The organism is Halomonas sp. McD50-4, from assembly GCF_022348135.1.
GTDB lineage: Bacteria > Pseudomonadota > Gammaproteobacteria > Pseudomonadales > Halomonadaceae > Vreelandella > Vreelandella piezotolerans.
Genome location: NZ_JAKRFG010000002.1, coordinates 186,780 through 203,569 on the forward strand (window position 1 = coordinate 186,780; position 16,790 = coordinate 203,569).

The 16,790-nt window shown below is 58.6% G+C and carries 15 protein-coding genes; 13 read left to right on the forward strand and 2 right to left on the reverse strand.

Translation table 11 applies throughout. The features are described from left to right. Positions 1-19 precede the first annotated feature (19 nt). The 6 genes from MHM85_RS03435 (at position 20) to cyoE (ending at position 5,983) form a co-directional block, all read left to right on the forward strand. The gene (locus tag MHM85_RS03435) at positions 20-787 is read left to right on the forward strand and encodes a DeoR/GlpR family DNA-binding transcription regulator (RefSeq protein ID WP_062374779.1); all 768 of its coding nucleotides are present in this window, start codon (positions 20-22) and stop codon (positions 785-787) included. 299 nt (positions 788-1,086) lie between these two features. Next, on the forward strand, positions 1,087-2,133 hold the full coding sequence (cyoA, locus tag MHM85_RS03440; protein ID WP_219863035.1) for a ubiquinol oxidase subunit II: 1,047 nt from the start codon (positions 1,087-1,089) through the stop codon (positions 2,131-2,133). A 2-nt stretch (positions 2,134-2,135) separates the two neighbouring features. Next, positions 2,136-4,163 (forward strand): cytochrome o ubiquinol oxidase subunit I, encoded by a 2,028-nt coding sequence (gene cyoB / locus MHM85_RS03445; RefSeq protein ID WP_139525283.1) that lies wholly within the window; start codon positions 2,136-2,138, stop codon positions 4,161-4,163. Continuing rightward, positions 4,163-4,774, forward strand: a complete 612-nt coding sequence (cyoC, locus tag MHM85_RS03450) for a cytochrome o ubiquinol oxidase subunit III (protein ID WP_239284871.1) — start codon at positions 4,163-4,165, stop codon at positions 4,772-4,774. The genes cyoB and cyoC overlap by 1 nt, the downstream gene beginning before the upstream one ends. Before the next feature lies 1 nt (position 4,775). Then, complete coding sequence (cyoD, locus tag MHM85_RS03455) at positions 4,776-5,102, forward strand: cytochrome o ubiquinol oxidase subunit IV (RefSeq protein ID WP_044629017.1); 327 nt, start codon at positions 4,776-4,778, stop codon at positions 5,100-5,102. Continuing rightward, on the forward strand, positions 5,060-5,983 hold the full coding sequence (gene cyoE, locus MHM85_RS03460; RefSeq protein WP_139525284.1) for a heme o synthase: 924 nt from the start codon (positions 5,060-5,062) through the stop codon (positions 5,981-5,983). The genes cyoD and cyoE overlap by 43 nt, the downstream gene beginning before the upstream one ends. A 95-nt stretch (positions 5,984-6,078) precedes the next feature. Here the strand turns inward: cyoE and pta are convergent, their stop codons facing one another. Continuing rightward, on the reverse strand, positions 6,079-8,262 hold the full coding sequence (pta, locus tag MHM85_RS03465; protein ID WP_219863037.1) for a phosphate acetyltransferase: 2,184 nt from the start codon (positions 8,260-8,262) through the stop codon (positions 6,079-6,081). After that, complete coding sequence (locus MHM85_RS03470; protein ID WP_219863039.1) at positions 8,259-9,443, reverse strand: acetate kinase; 1,185 nt, start codon at positions 9,441-9,443, stop codon at positions 8,259-8,261. Before MHM85_RS03470 ends, pta begins: the two co-directional genes overlap by 4 nt. 152 nt (positions 9,444-9,595) lie before the next feature. On the opposite strand from MHM85_RS03470, the gene MHM85_RS03475 reads away from it, so the two are divergent. The 7 genes from MHM85_RS03475 (at position 9,596) to MHM85_RS03505 (ending at position 16,697) form a co-directional block, all read left to right on the forward strand. Next, entirely contained in the window at positions 9,596-10,516 is a 921-nt protein-coding gene (locus tag MHM85_RS03475) for a DMT family transporter (RefSeq protein ID WP_153842249.1), read from the forward strand. Positions 10,517-10,647: 131 nt separating this feature from the next. Further along, on the forward strand, positions 10,648-11,157 hold the full coding sequence (locus MHM85_RS03480; protein WP_058575966.1) for a porin family protein: 510 nt from the start codon (positions 10,648-10,650) through the stop codon (positions 11,155-11,157). 230 nt (positions 11,158-11,387) lie between these two features. Further along, positions 11,388-12,440, forward strand: a complete 1,053-nt coding sequence (locus tag MHM85_RS03485) for a C4-dicarboxylate ABC transporter substrate-binding protein (RefSeq protein WP_219863041.1) — start codon at positions 11,388-11,390, stop codon at positions 12,438-12,440. Between the two features lie 78 nt (positions 12,441-12,518). Continuing rightward, on the forward strand, positions 12,519-13,034 hold the full coding sequence (locus MHM85_RS03490; protein WP_219863043.1) for a TRAP transporter small permease subunit: 516 nt from the start codon (positions 12,519-12,521) through the stop codon (positions 13,032-13,034). After that, complete coding sequence (locus MHM85_RS03495) at positions 13,031-14,359, forward strand: TRAP transporter large permease subunit (protein ID WP_139525290.1); 1,329 nt, start codon at positions 13,031-13,033, stop codon at positions 14,357-14,359. Before MHM85_RS03490 ends, MHM85_RS03495 begins: the two co-directional genes overlap by 4 nt. 168 nt (positions 14,360-14,527) lie before the next feature. Continuing rightward, complete coding sequence (locus tag MHM85_RS03500; RefSeq protein WP_219863045.1) at positions 14,528-15,589, forward strand: HlyD family secretion protein; 1,062 nt, start codon at positions 14,528-14,530, stop codon at positions 15,587-15,589. Next, a complete protein-coding gene (locus tag MHM85_RS03505) occupies positions 15,579-16,697 on the forward strand; it encodes a DUF2955 domain-containing protein (protein ID WP_219863048.1) in 1,119 nt (372 codons plus the stop codon). The genes MHM85_RS03500 and MHM85_RS03505 overlap by 11 nt, the downstream gene beginning before the upstream one ends. Positions 16,698-16,790: the final 93 nt, after the last annotated feature.

Here is a 16,790-nt window from a genome sequence, read left to right on the forward strand (position 1 = left end):
TCATAAGGAGATGCCGGACATGAACGATCGCAGCGCACAGCGCATGGCCATGCTGCAAGAAGCGCTGGCCAGCGGGGGAACCCTGCATCTTCGCGATGCCGCCGAGCTGTGCGGCGTCTCCGAAATGACCATTCGACGGGATCTCTCGACGCAGCCGTCGGCCATTAGCCTGTTGGGCGGGCGATTGGTGATGGCCAGCTACCCCGGCGTGACGCCGGTATACGATTTGACCGAGCAGCAGGCGAGCCATTACCAAGTCAAACAGCGCCTTTGCCAGCGCGCGGCCAGCTTCATCGAAGAGGGCGATACGCTGTTTATCGACTGCGGCTCCACGCTCATTCCACTGCTGGGTCAGCTTAGTCGTTTCCGAGAGCTAACCGTGGTGACCTATGCCCTCAACGTAGCCAACGCCGTCGCTGGGCTGCCCAATGTGCGCCTCGTATTGCTAGGTGGGCTTTTCTACGCGTCCTCTCAATCGTTTGGCAGCGACGGTATGGGCGCGGCCATCGAGCGCTTGGGCATCAACAAGGCGCTGATCTCTGCTGCCGGCGTGGATTGCGAACGAGGCGTCAGCTGCTTCCATTTTCACGAAGTAGGGCCAAAGCAAGCGGCCATTGCCACGGCAATGCAGCGACTGTTGGTGGTCGATGCCAGCAAATTTGGCGTGGTGCGCCCGGCCTATTTTGCCTCGCTGGAAGACTTCGATGTCATCGTCACCGACGACGAGCGCGCCCCTGGTTTGCTGGAGCGCCATCCGCTGCCCGCGCTTAACGTCACGCTCGCCTAATGAAAGACGGTCGAAGCTCCGTATCGCCCTCTTCAAAACGGTGCGCGGGGTGCGGCATAACGTCTCTTTCTGATTGACTCAGATCAATAGAAAATACTTTAGTCTTAGTTGATGCGCATCAGCGCATGGCCGAGGCTCGCCACCAACCCCATGCGGTGGCGCATATTTTTCCCGGAGCAACGCTTACGCTCTCACTGTTCTGGGAAAAGTATGGGGTGATAGTTAGCTTGCTATATAGCTGGCTAGTTAGCCAGCCAAACAGCAGGCTGTTTTAGACAACTCTCTGATGAGATCACACCATGCAACTACCTACCCACTGGCGCAGGCGAGGCACGTTTGTGCTCGTCGTATTGTGCTTGCTGTTAACGGGCTGCAGTTCTGCATTGCTGGATCCGAAGGGGCAGATTGGCGTCGAGCAGCGCTCTCTGATTCTGACCTCCTTTGGGTTGATGCTGATCGTGGTCATTCCGGTCATCGTGATGACGCTTTTGTTCGGCTGGCGTTACCGCCGCAGCAACCGCGTTGCCAAGTATCTGCCGGATTGGGCGCACTCCAATGCCATCGAGGCGGCGGTTTGGACCGTTCCCTGCTTGATCATTGCCGTTCTCGCCTTTCTTACCTGGAAAACCTCTCACAGCCTGGACCCCCACAAGCCGATCGAAGGCAGCGTGGAACCCATGGAGATTCAAGCCGTCGCGTTGGATTGGAAATGGCTATTCATCTATCCCGAACAGGGGATTGCCAGTGTCAACGAGTTGGCGTTCCCAGTGGATACGCCGGTGCGCTTCCGGGTGAGCTCTGGCTCGGTGATGAACGCCTTCTTCATTCCACGTCTGGGCAGCCAGATCTACGCCATGGCGGGCATGGATAACGACGTTCACCTGATTGCCGACGAAGAGGGCGTCTATCCCGGTCGTTCCACTAACTACAGCGGCGCTGGCTTTTCTGGCATGACCTTCGATGCCCACGTCACCTCTTCGGCGGAATTCGACGCCTGGGTGGACAACGTGCGTGCCGCCGATGACACCCTGACCTTCCCGGACGGTTACGAAGCCCTAGCGCAGCCGACCGAGTATCACCCGGTGGAGTACTTCTCGGCGGTCACGCCCGAGCTGTATGAGTCGATCGTGAGCAGCTTCCACAGCGGTGACGGCAGCGGTCACGACGGTCATTCGAGCCACGGTGACGCCATCAGTGATGCTCACGACAGTCACGGCGAATCCAGCGAGCTAGAGAGCGCCAGCGCGTCGCAACAGCAGGCCGCGATCGGCCATGTTACCAATCAGCATGCAGGTGATGACCACGCCCTGGGCGGCCATCCCACAAGCGTTGAAGCGGGGGGTTAAGCATGTTTGGAAAACTCACGTTAGAAGCCATTCCATACCACGAACCGATCATTATGGTCGTTGCCGCCTTTATGGCGCTTGGAGGTGCCGCGCTACTAGGCGCACTGACGTACTACCGAAAATGGGGCTGGCTGTGGAACGAGTGGTTTACCTCCGTTGACCACAAAAAGCTTGGCATCATGTACTTCGTGGTGGCCTTGGTGATGCTGCTTCGCGGCTTTGCCGATGCGATCATGATGCGGACACAACTGGCCATGGCGGCCGGTGGGGCCGCAGGCTATCTCCCTCCTGAACACTACGATCAGATCTTTACCGCCCACGGCGTGATCATGATCTTCTTCGTGGCGATGCCCATGGTCATCGGTCTGATGAACCTGGTGGTGCCCCTGCAAATCGGCGCCCGCGACGTCGCTTTCCCGTTTTTGAATAACCTGAGTTTCTGGCTATTCGCCGTGTCGGCGATTTTGGTCAATATTTCCCTCGTGGTAGGGGAGTTCGCCAAAACCGGCTGGCTCGCTTACGCGCCGTTATCGGGGATAGAGTTTAGCCCCGGGGTGGGGGTCGATTACTGGATATGGGCACTGCAAATATCCGGGATAGGCACCACGCTCACCGGCATCAACTTCTTCGTCACCATTCTGAAAATGCGCACCAAAGGCATGACGATGTTCCGCATGCCGATTTTTACCTGGACGTCGCTGTGCGCCAACGTCCTCATCATTGCCTCGTTCCCGATTCTGACCGCGACCATCGCGCTGCTGACGCTCGATCGCTACTTCGGTATGCACTTCTTCACCAATGATTTTGGCGGCAACATGATGATGTACGTCAACCTCATTTGGGCCTGGGGTCACCCCGAAGTCTACATTCTGATTCTGCCGGCCTTTGGCGTGTTCTCTGAAGTGATCGCCACCTTCGCTCGCAAGCGCCTGTTTGGTTACAAAACCATGGTGTGGGCCACGGTGGCCATTACGCTGCTGTCGTTCATCGTCTGGTTGCACCACTTCTTCACCATGGGGGCCGGTGCCAACGTCAATGCCTTCTTCGGCATCATGACGATGATCATTGCCATCCCCACCGGGGTGAAGGTGTTCAACTGGCTGTTCACTATTTTCCGCGGCAGCCTAGAGCTGACCTCGCCAGTGCTGTGGACTCTGGGCTTCATCATCACCTTTACCCTAGGCGGTATGACCGGCGTCATGCTGGCGTTACCGGCGGCCAACTTCGTGTTGCACAACAGCCTGTTCGTGATTGCCCACTTCCACAACGTGATCATTGGCGGCGTGGTGTTCGGCATGATGGCGGGCCTGACCTACTGGTTCCCGAAAGCGTTCGGCTTCACGCTGAGCGAGAAGTGGGGCAAGCGCTCGTTCTGGTGCTGGTTCATTGGCTTTTACGTCGCGTTCATGCCGCTCTATGTCTTGAGTTTCTTCGGTGCCGTGCGCCGTATGCAGTCCTACGCCAATCCTGAGTGGCAACCCTGGATGATTCTGGCCTGGGTAGGTGCCGTGATCATCATGATGGGAATTGCCTGCACCATCATTCAGTTCTGGGTCAGTATCCGCGACCGCAAGCTGAATGCAGATCTGACCGGCGACCCCTGGGATGGCCGCACGCTGGAGTGGTCCACCTCGTCGCCTGCACCGTTCTACAACTTCGCGCGCCTGCCGGAAGTCGGCGACATCGACAGCTTCTGGTCGCAAAAGCAGCGTAGCAACGAGCAGTTGGACGAAGCGCCCTACACCGATATTCACATGCCGCGTAATACCGTGGCGGGTCCGGTAATTAGCTTCTTTGCGCTGATTCTAGGTTTTGCACTGGTATGGCATATCTGGTGGCTGGCCGCCGTCGGTGCGTTGGGTGCCGTCGCCAGCTTCTTGGCCCGTGTATTCAACGAAGATATCGACTACTACGTGCCCGCTGCCGAAGTGGCGCGCATCGAGCGCGCGCACGAAAAGCGCAAAACGTCTGCGCCGAGCAGCGCAGCGTCTGACCGTGAACAGACCAACTATGTGGAGGCACGCGCGTAATGGCCACCGATACCCTACATCATGGCGCCGCGTCCGAGCCCCATGAGCACCACGACGCGACCGGCACGAAAGTATTTGGCTTCTGGGTCTACTTGATGAGTGACCTGGTGATCTTCGGGTCACTGTTCGCTACCTACGCCGTGCTGATGAAAGGCACGGCCGCCGGACCCACGGCAGCAGATATCTTCGAACTGCCCTTCTTGCTGGTGGAGACCTTCCTGCTGCTGTTCAGTAGCTTCACCTTTGGCATGGGCGTACTGGCGATGAATGCCGAGCGCGTCGGCCAAGTAAAAGCGTGGCTGGCGATCACCTTCTTGCTCGGTGCCGCGTTCGTCGGTATGGAAGTGTACGAGTTTCAGCACTTGATTCATCAGGGCTACGGCCCTGATCAGAGCGCGTTTCTCTCGTCCTTCTTTACCCTGGTCGGCACCCACGGCCTCCACGTGACCGTTGGTTTGGTGTGGATTCTAGTGATGCTGGTGCAGCTTTCGACCAAGGGCATCACCCCGATGACACGTCCGCGGATTCTGTGCCTGAGCCTGTTCTGGCACTTCCTGGACATCGTGTGGATCTGCGTCTTCTCGTTCGTTTATCTGATGGGAGTGCTGTGACATGAGTCATTCATCATCTTCAACGTCTTCTCACGGCAGCGTTAAATCGTATGTGACGGGGCTTCTGCTATCTTTAGTGCTAACCGTGATTCCGTTCGCGGTCGTTATGAGCGGTGCGTTGAGCACCGCCACGACGGTGGTGGTCATCGCTATAACAGCCGTGCTGCAGATTTTGGTCCAGCTGGTCATGTTTATGCATATGAATACCAAAGCCGACGAAGGCTGGAACGTGATGTCCTTCGTTTTCACACTGACGATACTCGTCCTGGTGGTAGGGGGCTCGTTATGGATCATGCAGCATCTGCATCTCAACATGATGATCGGCTGAACGTGGCGCCGAGCCGCTGGCGCGACGTGCTGGCGCTCACCAAGCCGGGGATCATTGGTGGCAACTTGATTGCGACCTTGGGCGGCTACTTTTTGGCCGCCCACGGCACTTTCGATTGGATCACCTTTGCCTCGGTAATGATGGGCATTGCCCTGGTCATCGCCTCGGGCTGCGCCTGCAACAACGTGATTGACCGGGATATCGATGCACTGATGGCGCGTACGCGCCATCGCCCGCTGGCCAAAGGGCGCATCTCGATCACTCAGGCGCTGGGTATTTCAGCGCTGTTGGGGGTGGCCGGTGTTGTCTGCTTGGCGCTGGGCACCAACGGGTTGACGGTGGCGCTGGCGGTAATCGGCTGGGGCGTCTACGTGGGGGTGTATAGCCTCTACATGAAGCGCCACTCCGAGTACGGCACGCTGGTGGGCAGTCTCTCTGGCGCCATGCCGCCGGTAGTGGGGTACTGCGCGGTCACGGGGCAGTTCGACAGCGGCGCGTTCATGCTGCTGGTGATTTTCTGCTTGTGGCAAATGCCGCACTCCTACGCCATCGCGATTTTCCGCTACGCCGATTATCGCCGTGCGTCGATACCCGTGCTGCCGGTGGTTCACGGTATCAAACGTGCCAAACACCATATTCTGGGCTATATCGTGGCCTTCATTCCCGCGTCACTGGCGCTGGTACTGGCCAGCCAAGCGGGCGCAGGCTACCTGTGCGTGGCGCTCACCATGGGGGGCTACTGGCTCTACTTGGCGCTGTGTGGCTATCGATTAGAAGACGACGTGCGCTGGGCGAAGAAAGTATTCGGCGTGTCGATTTTGACTATCACCGCCATGAGCTTAGTGATGGTGCTGGAGGCGATGGTACCCATGTGGGCGTGATACCTCCGAACAATTAAACCTGACGCAAAACCAAAACGCCCCGAACAGTTGACCGTTCGGGGCGTTGCTTTTAGCGCGTATAGACCGGTGAGTACTTAGCCTTCCCGCTGACTGGCCTGGATCGCGGTGAGGGCGATGGTGTAGACGATGTCATCCACCAGAGCGCCGCGCGACAAGTCGTTCACCGGCTTGTTCAAACCCTGCAGCATCGGGCCCACGCTGACCACTCGGGCGCTACGTTGAACGGCTTTGTAGGTCGTGTTGCCGGTGTTGAGATCGGGAAACACGAACACCGTTGCCTTGCCCGCCACGGGGGAGTCGGGGGCTTTCTGCTTGCCCACGCTTTCGATGGCGGCGGCGTCGTACTGCAGCGGGCCGTCGATGGCGAGATGCGGTGCGCGCTCCTTGGCGATGCGGGTCGCTTCGCGCACTTTATCCACATCCGCACCGGTGCCGGAGTCGCCAGTGGAGTAGCTGATCATTGCCACGCGGGGCTCGATGCCAAACGCTTCAGCAGAGCGGGCGCTTTGCAGGGCAATTTCGGCAAGCGTTTCGGCATCCGGGTCTGGGTTCACCGCGCAGTCGCCGTACACCACCACCTGTTCCGGCAGCAGCATAAAGAAGATCGAAGAGACCTGGTTGTACTCAGGCGCCGTTTTGATCAGTTGAAACGCCGGGCGAACAGTGTTGGCGGTGGTGTGCACCGCCCCTGACACCAGCCCATCGACTTCATCCAGCTGCAGCATCATGGTGCCCAGCACTACCGTATCTTGAAGCTGTGCTTCGGCGGTTAGCTCGTTCAGTTTGCCGCGTCGACGTTCCACCATGGGGCCGATGTAGCGGGCGCGGGTGCTTTCCGGGTCGATGATGGTCAGCGCATCGGGCAGCGTGAGGCCGCGGTGGTGGGCGACGTTTTCGATATCGTCGCGTTTGCCCAGCAGCACGCAGTCGGCGATGCCACGGCGCTGGCAGATGATCGCCGCTTCGATGGTGCGCGGCTCGTCGCCCTCCGGTAGCACGATACGTTTTTTGGCCTGTTGGGCCAGCTTCACCAGCTGGTGCCGGAACGCCGAAGGCGACAGGCGGCGCGTATAGCCACGGCTCAGTTTGGCTTTCAGCCACTCTAAATCCATATGGGCAGCCACGTAGCGTGCCACTTGCTCGGCGCGCTCGAAATCATCCATGGGGATTTCGGTGTTGAGCTGGCTCAGGTCCTGCGCCGTTGTCAGGCTATCGGTGTCGACTGCCAGCACCGGTAAGCCGGTTTTCAGCGCCGGGCGGCACATCTCAATCATGCCCTCGTTGGGCAAGAAGCCGTTGGTAAGCAGTACGCCCGCCAACTGCGTACCGTTCATGGTGGCCAGCGCCGAGGCCAGCACCACGTCATCACGGTCCCCGGAGGCGACCACCAGACTACCCGGCGTGAAGATATGCAGCGCATTGGCCGCACTTCTAGCACACAGGCTGGTAGAGAGGACGCGACGACTAGCGGCGTCGCCTTCGTTGAGCATTTTCGCGTTCAGCGCCCGGGCCACGTCTAGCGTGCGCGGAGCGCTTAGGGTTTTGCTGTAGGGCACGACGCCAATCAGATGAAAGCTATCGGTGGCCAGCGCTGGCGAGTAGCGGCGCAGTTCGTTGAGGACTGGCTCTTCTAGCTGCGGCTTGATGGTGCCCGGTGCAGCGGAAAGATCATCCTCCTGACCGTAGGGCAGGTTTTTCATGCGCATCAAGATGCCGCCCAAGGTGCGGCTAGAGCTGACGCCACCAAAGCTTCGAGCGTGCATATCCAGCTCTTCCGCCAGCGCCTGGGGCTCGTTGAGATCCCCAGAGCCCACCAGAATGATCCGCGCGTTCAGCGCATGCGCAAGCTGCGCATTGGTTTGAGTGGCGTAGGTGGTGTGCTGGGTCGGTACCACGCCTTCCACCACGACCAGGTCTAGCGCGCTGCCATCTCGGTAGGCTTGCTGCACGACTTGTTCGTAGAGCTCGATGACGTTTTCCATCAGCTCATCGGTTTGGTCGTCGCGCAGGAGACGCTCCAGGCGCGTCTGAGAGATGGGCGACGGCGGGCGCTGATTCAATGTGCGTGATACGAGCGCCGTCGAGCGGTCCAAGCCTGGACCATTCAGCTCGTTCTGCATGAATGGCTTTAAAAAACCGGCTTTCAGGCCGATGGTGTCGAGCGCCTGAATCAGGCCAAGGCACGCGGAGGTGAGCCCCGCGCCCATGCTGGTAGGTACGAGTAGAATCGCTTGCGGTTGCTCGGGGGAGCTATTCATTCAGCGGTCTCCACGCAGTGGCGGGTTTCCATGGCAATGCGGCCCTCTTCGTCGGTAGGGATCACCCACACTTCCGGGCCTTGGTGGCCAGCGCTATCCAGCTTGCTCTCTTTGCCACGAATGGTGACTTCGTTGCTTGCTTCATCCAAGCTGAAACCAAAGTGAGGCAGCAGCGCCAGCACTTCACGACGTACGATAGGTGAGTTCTCGCCAATGCCGCCAGTGAAGATCACGCCGTCTAACTTAGGTAATGCACAAGACAGCGCCGCCAGCGATTTGGCAATGCGGTAACAGAAGACGTCCAGCGCGAGTTTGGCAGCGGGGTGGCCAGCCACCGCTTGCTCTTCGACTTCGCGCATGTCGTTGGTCAAGCCGGAAAGCCCCAGCAGGCCACTTTGCTTGTTCAGCACGTCGTCGATCTCGTCCAGTGACCAGCCCAACTGGCGGTGCAGGTGAGCGTGCAGGCCGGGGTCCACGTCGCCGCTGCGGGTGCCCATCACCAGGCCTTCCAGCGGCGTAAGGCCCATACTGGTATCCAGGCTTTGGTGGTTCCACACCGCAGCGGTAGAGCAGCCGTTGCCCAGGTGGGCGGTCAGCCAGCCGCCCGCGCCACGGCCGCTGAGCTCACCGGCACGCTGGCTAACGAAGGCGTGGCTGGTACCGTGGAAACCGTAGCGGCGAATGCCGTGCTCGGTATACAGCGCTTCCGGCAGTGCATAGCGATAGGCGCGGGGCGGCAGCGTTTGGTGGAACGCCGTATCGAACACGGCCACCTGAGGCAGGTCCGGAAACACCTTACGAGTCGCGGCAATGCCCGCCAGGTTGGCGGGGTTATGCAGCGGTGCCAAGGCAGCGGTGGTCTCGATGGCCTCGATCACACTGTCATCGATCAGCGCTGCTTGGGTGAAGTGCTCGCCACCATGAACGATGCGGTGGCCCACGGCCCCCGGTACGCGACCTTCCAAACGCTGAAGAATGGCGTTCAAGGCGTCGGCGTGGTCAGCATTCGGCAGCGGTTGGGTAAAGCTTTCACCGGCGCTGTCTTTACCTTTCAAGCGGGCGTCGCTGCTGCCTAAGCGCTCCGCTAGCCCGGCCAAGCGTGGTACCTGCGGGTCCGCATCGATCAAAGCGTATTTAATAGAAGAAGAGCCACAGTTAATGACCAGCACCGGTGCGTTCATAACCACCTTTGTAACGTAATGAGGAAGTAAGGGAATAGACTTTAGTTTAACATGCTGCGACGCGGAAAATCAGCGAAGAATTTAGTTAGCCTTCTATGTAAAATGTCGGCATCCTGTTCCTTATATAACCCATCGTGAGCCGTTTTGTTCTTATGTCCTCGATTTCTAGCCCTAAGCTGTTACCCCGCCATCTGGCCATTCTGTTAATGATGACCGTGGCGACGATGTTCGCCGCGAACCACGTTTCAGCCCGTCTGGCCTTCGATAACGGCACGGGGCTGCTCTTGGCGGTGTTGATGCGCTCGGGTGTGGCTTGCTTGATTCTACTCTCGCTGGTGATTCTGCAGAAAAAGCGCCTTTGGCTGCCTGCCGGAACGTGGCCCTGGCAGCTGGCGGTGGGGCTACTCATTACGCTGCAAAGCGTTAGCCTTTACTCGGCCGTCGCGCGTCTTCCGGTGGTGATTGCTTTGCTGTTGGTGAATACCTTCCCCATTCAACTGGCGCTGATTAGCTGGGCGCTGGGCGGGCCTAGGCCTTCTTTACGTAGCTGTCTGATCATGGGCACCATTTTGATCGGCCTTCTGGTGGTGCTGGACATTCCCAGCTGGGTGGCTAACGCCGATGCCATGGGACCTGAATGGCTGGCAGGCATTGGTTTTGGACTACTAGCGGCCTTTGCGTTTGCCTGCGCGCTGTGGGTCACCGAGCATCGCCTGTCTGGGGTAGGCAGCACGCTGCGCAGTCTGCTGACCATGCAAACCGTGTTCATCGCCATGATCATTGGAGGGTTTCTCGGGGCCGTACCGGGCGGTATGAGCCTGCCGGATAACAGTACTGGCTGGGTGGGGTTAACGCTGCTGGCGCTGCTGTACGGCAGTGGATTCTCGATTCTCTTCATTTTCGTGCCCCGGCTAGATATGGCCCGCAACGCGCCGGTGATGAACTTCGAGCCGGTGGCGTCGCTGTTGATAGCCTATCTGGTACTGGGCCAAATGCTCAGCCCTAGCCAACTCGTGGGCGGCGCGGTGGTGGTTGGGGGCATCGTCGTACTGAGCCTTTCCAAAGGGCGCTAGAAAACGTCATCAACAGCGCAAGAAAAAAGGAAACTCGATGCAAGCGTCAGTAGGTGAATTGCGTTCTTCATGGGCCTAGGCCACACTTCGAAAGCGTAAGGAAACACTGTTTTTTAACTGAGGTGATCCCCATGAAGATGACCGTACTATCACTGACCTCTGCAGCGCTTCTGTTAGGTGCAGGTGCGTTTGCGGCATCCGCCCAAGCCCAAGAATCTTTCCAATACCCACAAGGATACGTGGGTGGCGATGCCATGTTTTGGAGCCTCAACCCTGACCGTGGCGACTCCCGTGACGATGTCGGCCTACGCCTGCGCGGTGGTGCCCAATTCAACGATTACTTCGCCCTCGAGGGCCACCTAGGCACCGGCGGTTCGGATCGCGGCGCCGATCTAGACCATCTGGCGGGTGCGTATGCCAAAGGTATCCTCCCGGTAGCGCCCAACTTCCGTCTTTACGGTTTAGCGGGTTTCTCCGAGGTCGAGATCAGCGATAATCGCGAAAGTGGTCTCTCTTACGGCGCGGGTGCCGAGATGGACATTGCCAACAACGTCTCGATTGGTGCCGACTACATGCGCTACCTGGACGAATCCGCCTACGATTTCGATGCGGCGAGCGTAGGCCTTCGCTACCGCTTCTAACACGGCAAGCGTTTAGCGCTTATTCATCAAGGGAATACGACCCCGCTGACCGAGCACAGACTCGGCAGCGGGGTTTTTGGTTGTGAGTGGGCCAATTCTGAGGATCAGCATAATTTCCCTCAGTTTGGGCCAAATGCTGCAAGCGCGAAGGTGGTACCTTCAAAAAAACGATAAACATAACGAATGGCCAGCGAACAAACTTATAACGCTCCATTTATGAGGAAACCCCCATGCGCAACCTAAACAAAATCGCACTAGCCGTTGGTCTCAGTATCGGTGTCTCGGCCACAGTCTCTGCAGCGGAAATGAACTGGCGAATGGCCACGCCTTGGAGCGGCGGCCCCTGGCTCGAGCGCGATGCGCAAATGTTTGCAGACCGCGTGGCCGAGCTGACCGATGGCAAGATCGCCATCGAAGTCTATCCAGGCGGCACCCTCGGTAGTGCGCTGCGCGTCACCAATACGGTGATGTCTGGCGTTGCACAAGTGAGTCATAACTATATCAACTACGACTACGGAACAGACCCCACCACGGCATTGCTGGCGGGCCACTCTAGCGGCCTGACTCCTGAAGAGTTCATGCTGTGGATGTATGAAGGTGGCGGCGCAGATCTCTATGAAGAGTATCGCCGTGACGTCTTTGATGTGGTCGCGTTTCCTTGTGCCATCTTGGGCACCGAGATTTTCCTTCACTCCAACAAGCCCGTTAGAACGCTCGAAGATTTCCAGGGGCTGCGCTTGCGCACGTCAGGCGCTTGGGCCGAAATCGCCTCGCGCCTGGGAGCCTCAACGGTGGTCATGGCGGGCAGCGATATCTACAGCGCTTTGGAGCGCGGCGTGATTGATGCTGCCGAATGGGGCAGCCCTGAAATGAACCGCCCGACGGGTTTTCAGGAAGTCGCTCAGTACGTCATTACGCCGGGCGTCCATCAATCAGGCGGTTTCCTCGAGTGCCAAGTGAACAGCGACACGTGGGAAGAACTATCCGAGCGTGAGCAAAACATGCTGCGTCTCGCGGGCAAACTGTCCGTGTTCGATACCTGGCTTGCCAGTTCGTTTGCTGATCTCGAGGCGTATCAAGCACTGGTGGAGGGTCCCAACGAAATCGTCGAGCTGGATCAATCCTTCATTGACGCTATTTACGAAGAGACTGCGAAATGGGAAGACGAATACGCCGCTGAAAACGAATGGTTTGCGCGGGTGCTCGAATCTCAGCGCACGTTCAAGAACGATATGAACAGCTGGTCGGAGTATCGTCTGCCCATCGGCGTCATGGCACGCTAAGAGGCAACAGCGTCAACCAACAGAGAGGCCTCTACAGGCCTCTCTTTTATTTGTTTTTCCTATACGTTGAGAATTCCCATGAAACTAATCCGATCCATAGAGGCGCTGACACGCGTTGCTGGTTGGTTGGGAGCGATACTGGTCTTCCCATTGATAGGCGCACTGATCGTCGAGGTGTTCAGCCGTTATGTGGCGGGTCGACCGACCCTATGGGCATTCGAGGTCAGCTACATGGTCATGGGCGCCATGTTCATGTTGGGTATGGCCAATGCGCTGCGGGTGGGCCAGCACGTGAGCGTCGATATCGTGACGCTGCAGTTGAAACCGCGGGCGAACGCACTGATCCGGGCGGTGGGCTATGTGCTTTTCCTGCCGGTACTCGTGTGGCTGGTCTGGGAGCTATCCAAATACGCTTGGTCCGCTTTCGATACCAACGAGCGGTCGGGCCGCTCGGCTTGGAATCCGGTGGTTTGGCCAATCTTTACCGTGTGGTTTTTAGGCTTTGCCCTATTGGCACTGCAGGTGGTGGCCGAGCTGCTCAAATCGGTCAGAGTGCTCCTGGGGATGACTGACGTCGAGGAGCCAGCCAAATGAGTAGCTATCTCGCGTTATTGATGTTCCCGGCGTTGATGGCCTTCATCATCGCAGGGTTTCCGATTGCGTTTTCGATGATTTTGGTGGCCACCGGCTTTGGCATCATCCAGTTTGGTGACGTGGCGGCTTACCAGCTGCTGACCAAAATAGAAGATACCGCTTCAAATTCCATTCTGGCCGCGGTGCCGCTATTTATCTTTATGGGCGCCATGCTGGAGCGTTCCGGCATTGCCGAGCGCTTGTTCGAAGCCATCCACATGTGGACACGCCGCTTGCCGGGTGGGCTGGGCATTGGCGCGATCATCCTCGGCACTCTGTTTGCCGCCTCTAGCGGGGTAGTGGGGGCCACCGAGGCCGTCATCGGTATGCTCGCAATCCCGGTGATGTTGAAGCACCAGTACAGCAAGAGCCTGATGTCGGGCACTATTTGTGCCAGCGGTTCACTAGGCACGGCCATACCGCCCTCCATTACGGTCGTGGTACTGGGGCCCGTGGCGGGTGTGTCGGTGGGGTCACTGTTCAGCGGTTTATTGATTCCTGGCTTTTTGATGGCCGCGATGTTCTTGATCTACATCGTCGGTGTCGCCTATCTCAAGCCAGAGATGGCGCCGCGCATTCAGGAGCAGGAGCCGGATATTCCTTTTGGCGACAAACTGCGCATCACCTTGATTGCGTTAGTCCCTACCATGTTGCTGATTTTCACCGTGCTGGGGACCATTTTGCTGGGTATGGCAACGCCCACAGAAGCGGCTGCCTGTGGGGCGCTTGGCGCGATTATTTTGGCGGCCGCCTACCGTAATCTGTCCCTGTCGGTGCTTTGGACCTCGGCGATCAAGACCGTGAACATCTCCGCGATGATTCTCCTGATCGTAATGGGGGGCAGTATGTTTGCGGGCGTCTTTTTTGCCTCAGGTGGCATGGCGACTGTGCAAGCACTGCTAATGGACACGGGGCTTAGCCCGTGGATGATTTTGGGGCTGATTCTACTGATTGCCTTTATTGCCGGGTTTGTGCTTGATCTGATCTCGGTGGTGCTCATTATCATCCCGGTTGCCATGCCCATTGTGAGGATGCTCGGTTTCGATGAAATCTGGTTCTGCGTTGCGTTCCTGGTCGTGCTTCAAACCAGCTACTTGACACCACCATTGGCACCGGCAATTTTCTACTTGAGGGCAATCACGCCACCAGAAGTGACACTCAAACACATGTATAAAGGTGTGGTGCCTTTTATTATTGCCCAACTGGTGGTGCTGGCATTGGTCCTGATGTTCCCAGCCATTGCCCTGTGGCTACCGGATGTGATGGGAGGGCCTTCCTGGCGCTAGCCTTTTGACACTTCCCAGTAATGACAAGCCGCTCAAGCCAGAGCGGCTTTTTATTGATCAGTCGGGCTTATTTTTAGCGTGCTAATAAATTTGTTAGACTAAGGTATTCCGTCTAACGCTACCCCGAGTGCACGTGACCGCTTGGGGGCCAGTGAACGAGTAATACCCATGACCCCTGATCAACGATTTATCCGCTGGGTGAAAATAGCCCTGGCGGCGTTTGTAGTGCTGTTCGTCTATTTCTTACTCGCCGATAGCTTTATGCCCATGACCCCGGAAGCACGCGCGATGCGGCCCGTGACGCGGATTGCGCCGGAGCTCAGCGCGCCGGTGAAAGACGTGGTGGTGCGGGACCATCAGCGGGTGGACGCGGGCGACGTGCTGTTTCGGCTAGACCCGGCGCCGTTCGAACTTGCCCTACAGCAGGCAGCGTTGAACCGCGAGCAGGCCGAGCAGGAGAACGCTCGGCTAACCGCCGAATTGGCGGCGGCGCGAGCCTCGCTGGCATCAGCTCAAGCCACGTTCGAAGAGCGTAGCGGTGAGCGCCACCGCGCCGAGGCGCTGTTAGGGCGGCAGGGCATCTCCCGCCAGCAGTACGAGCAGCAAGTGGCCGCCGAGCATACGGCCCAAGCTGCCGTGGCGTCTGCCCGCGCGCAAATCGATAGCCTAGAAGTGCAGCTAGGTGAAGAGGGCGACGCCAACCTGCGGCTGCGCCAGGCCGACAATGCGCTCGCCCAAGCCGAGTTAAACGTGGACCGCGCCACGGTAAGAGCGCGGGAGGCGGGCGAAGTCACCAACCTGCAGCTACAGCCGGGGGATTACGTGCAGGCCGGCCAGCCCGCCGTGGCGCTTGTGGCCAGCCGTGTCGACGTCGTGGCCGATTTTCGCGAGAAAAGCTTGCGCCACGTGAAGGAAGGCGACGAAGCAACGGTGGTGTTCGATGCATTGCCGGGACGCCTGTTGGCAGGCCACGTGAGCGCGTTCGATGCCGGTGTGCGGGAAGGGCAGCAGGCGGCCGACGGGCAGCTGGTGGACATTCCGACCTCCGACCGCTGGGTGCGCGATGCCCAGCGGGTGCGTATTCACATCGCGCTGGACGAGCCTTTGGACGAGCTTCCGCCCAGCGGCGCGCGGGCCACGGTGCAGCTAGTGCCCGGCGAGCACGCGCTGGCCAAGCCGTTTGCCTGGCTGCAGGCTCGGCTCGTGAGCTGGCTTCATTATGTCTACTAAATCGCCTACTCGATCAACCTCGCGTACGGGAACATCCGCTACGCGCTCAGTGCCCGCTTCCTCGGCGCTCAGTCAGAATGGATTTAGCCAGAATGGACTTAGCCAAAACGGACTGCGCCAGTGCCTGCGGGTCGCGGGCGGCGGCACCTTGGGGTTCATCATTAGCCAATTGATGGGCTGGAATTACGGTGTCTTCTTTACCGTCTTTCCGATGTTCTTGCTGGGTTTGGTGCCGGTGTTGAATGGCTCGATCATTCGCCAGTTTCTCTCCAACGTGAGCCTCAACGTGCTGGAGGTGAGCCTGGTGGTCGGGCTGTTAAAACACATGCCCGTGGTGATGACGCTGGTGGTGCTGGGGCTGTTTCTGCTGCGTTTCAACTTGATGGCCAAAGGCCCGCTGTTTCTGTTTGGTGCCAACGGCGTGTTGACGCTCAGCATACTGCTGCACTTCGCCAGCTACCCCAGTGTGGATTTGAGCGACCTGCTGGCCAGTAACCTCATGGCCAGTGTGCTGGCGGTGTTCATTGCCATGCTGATGTACACCCTGTTCCCCGATAGGGAACCCCGCCAACCGCCGCCCAGGGGCAGCAAATCGACGGCGCAAATCCGCCATGAAACCCTGATTGGCGGCATCACCGCCACGCTTTCGTTCGTAGTGTTTCAGGTGTTCGATCTGCGCGGGTCGCTCTCGGCGCAAATGGCCACCATCTTGATTCTGTTTACGCTGGGCTACTTTGGCGCGCAGGTGTCGGCGGCCAAGCGCGCGGTGGGCACGCTCTTGGGCTGTAACCTCGCGCTGGTGATGCAGCTGGCGCTCTACACCCAAAGCCACCACTTTCTGCTGGTGATTCTGCTTTATTGGCTGGGTTTGATGCTGTTTGCGCGGGAGCACATCTTGGAAGGCGGCGGTTCCGGCATCGGGTTTGGCGGGCTCACCACTATGGGTATCCTATTCGGCCAGTCGTTGGGGCCACAGCAAGACTTGGTCTACAGCGCGCTGTATCGCTTTTCGTCCATGAGCGTAGCGCTGATCGGCACGCTATCGGTGATGATTTGTCTGCACTATCTGCTCAACCGCTGGGAACCTACTCGCCTGCCCGAAAAGTAGTTGAGGTAATTTTTTAACGACGCACTACGCTGAAAAGAGCCGCCGTCGACGCCCCATGGACGCGACGAGCGGCCTTTTCCCTCCTAACGGATT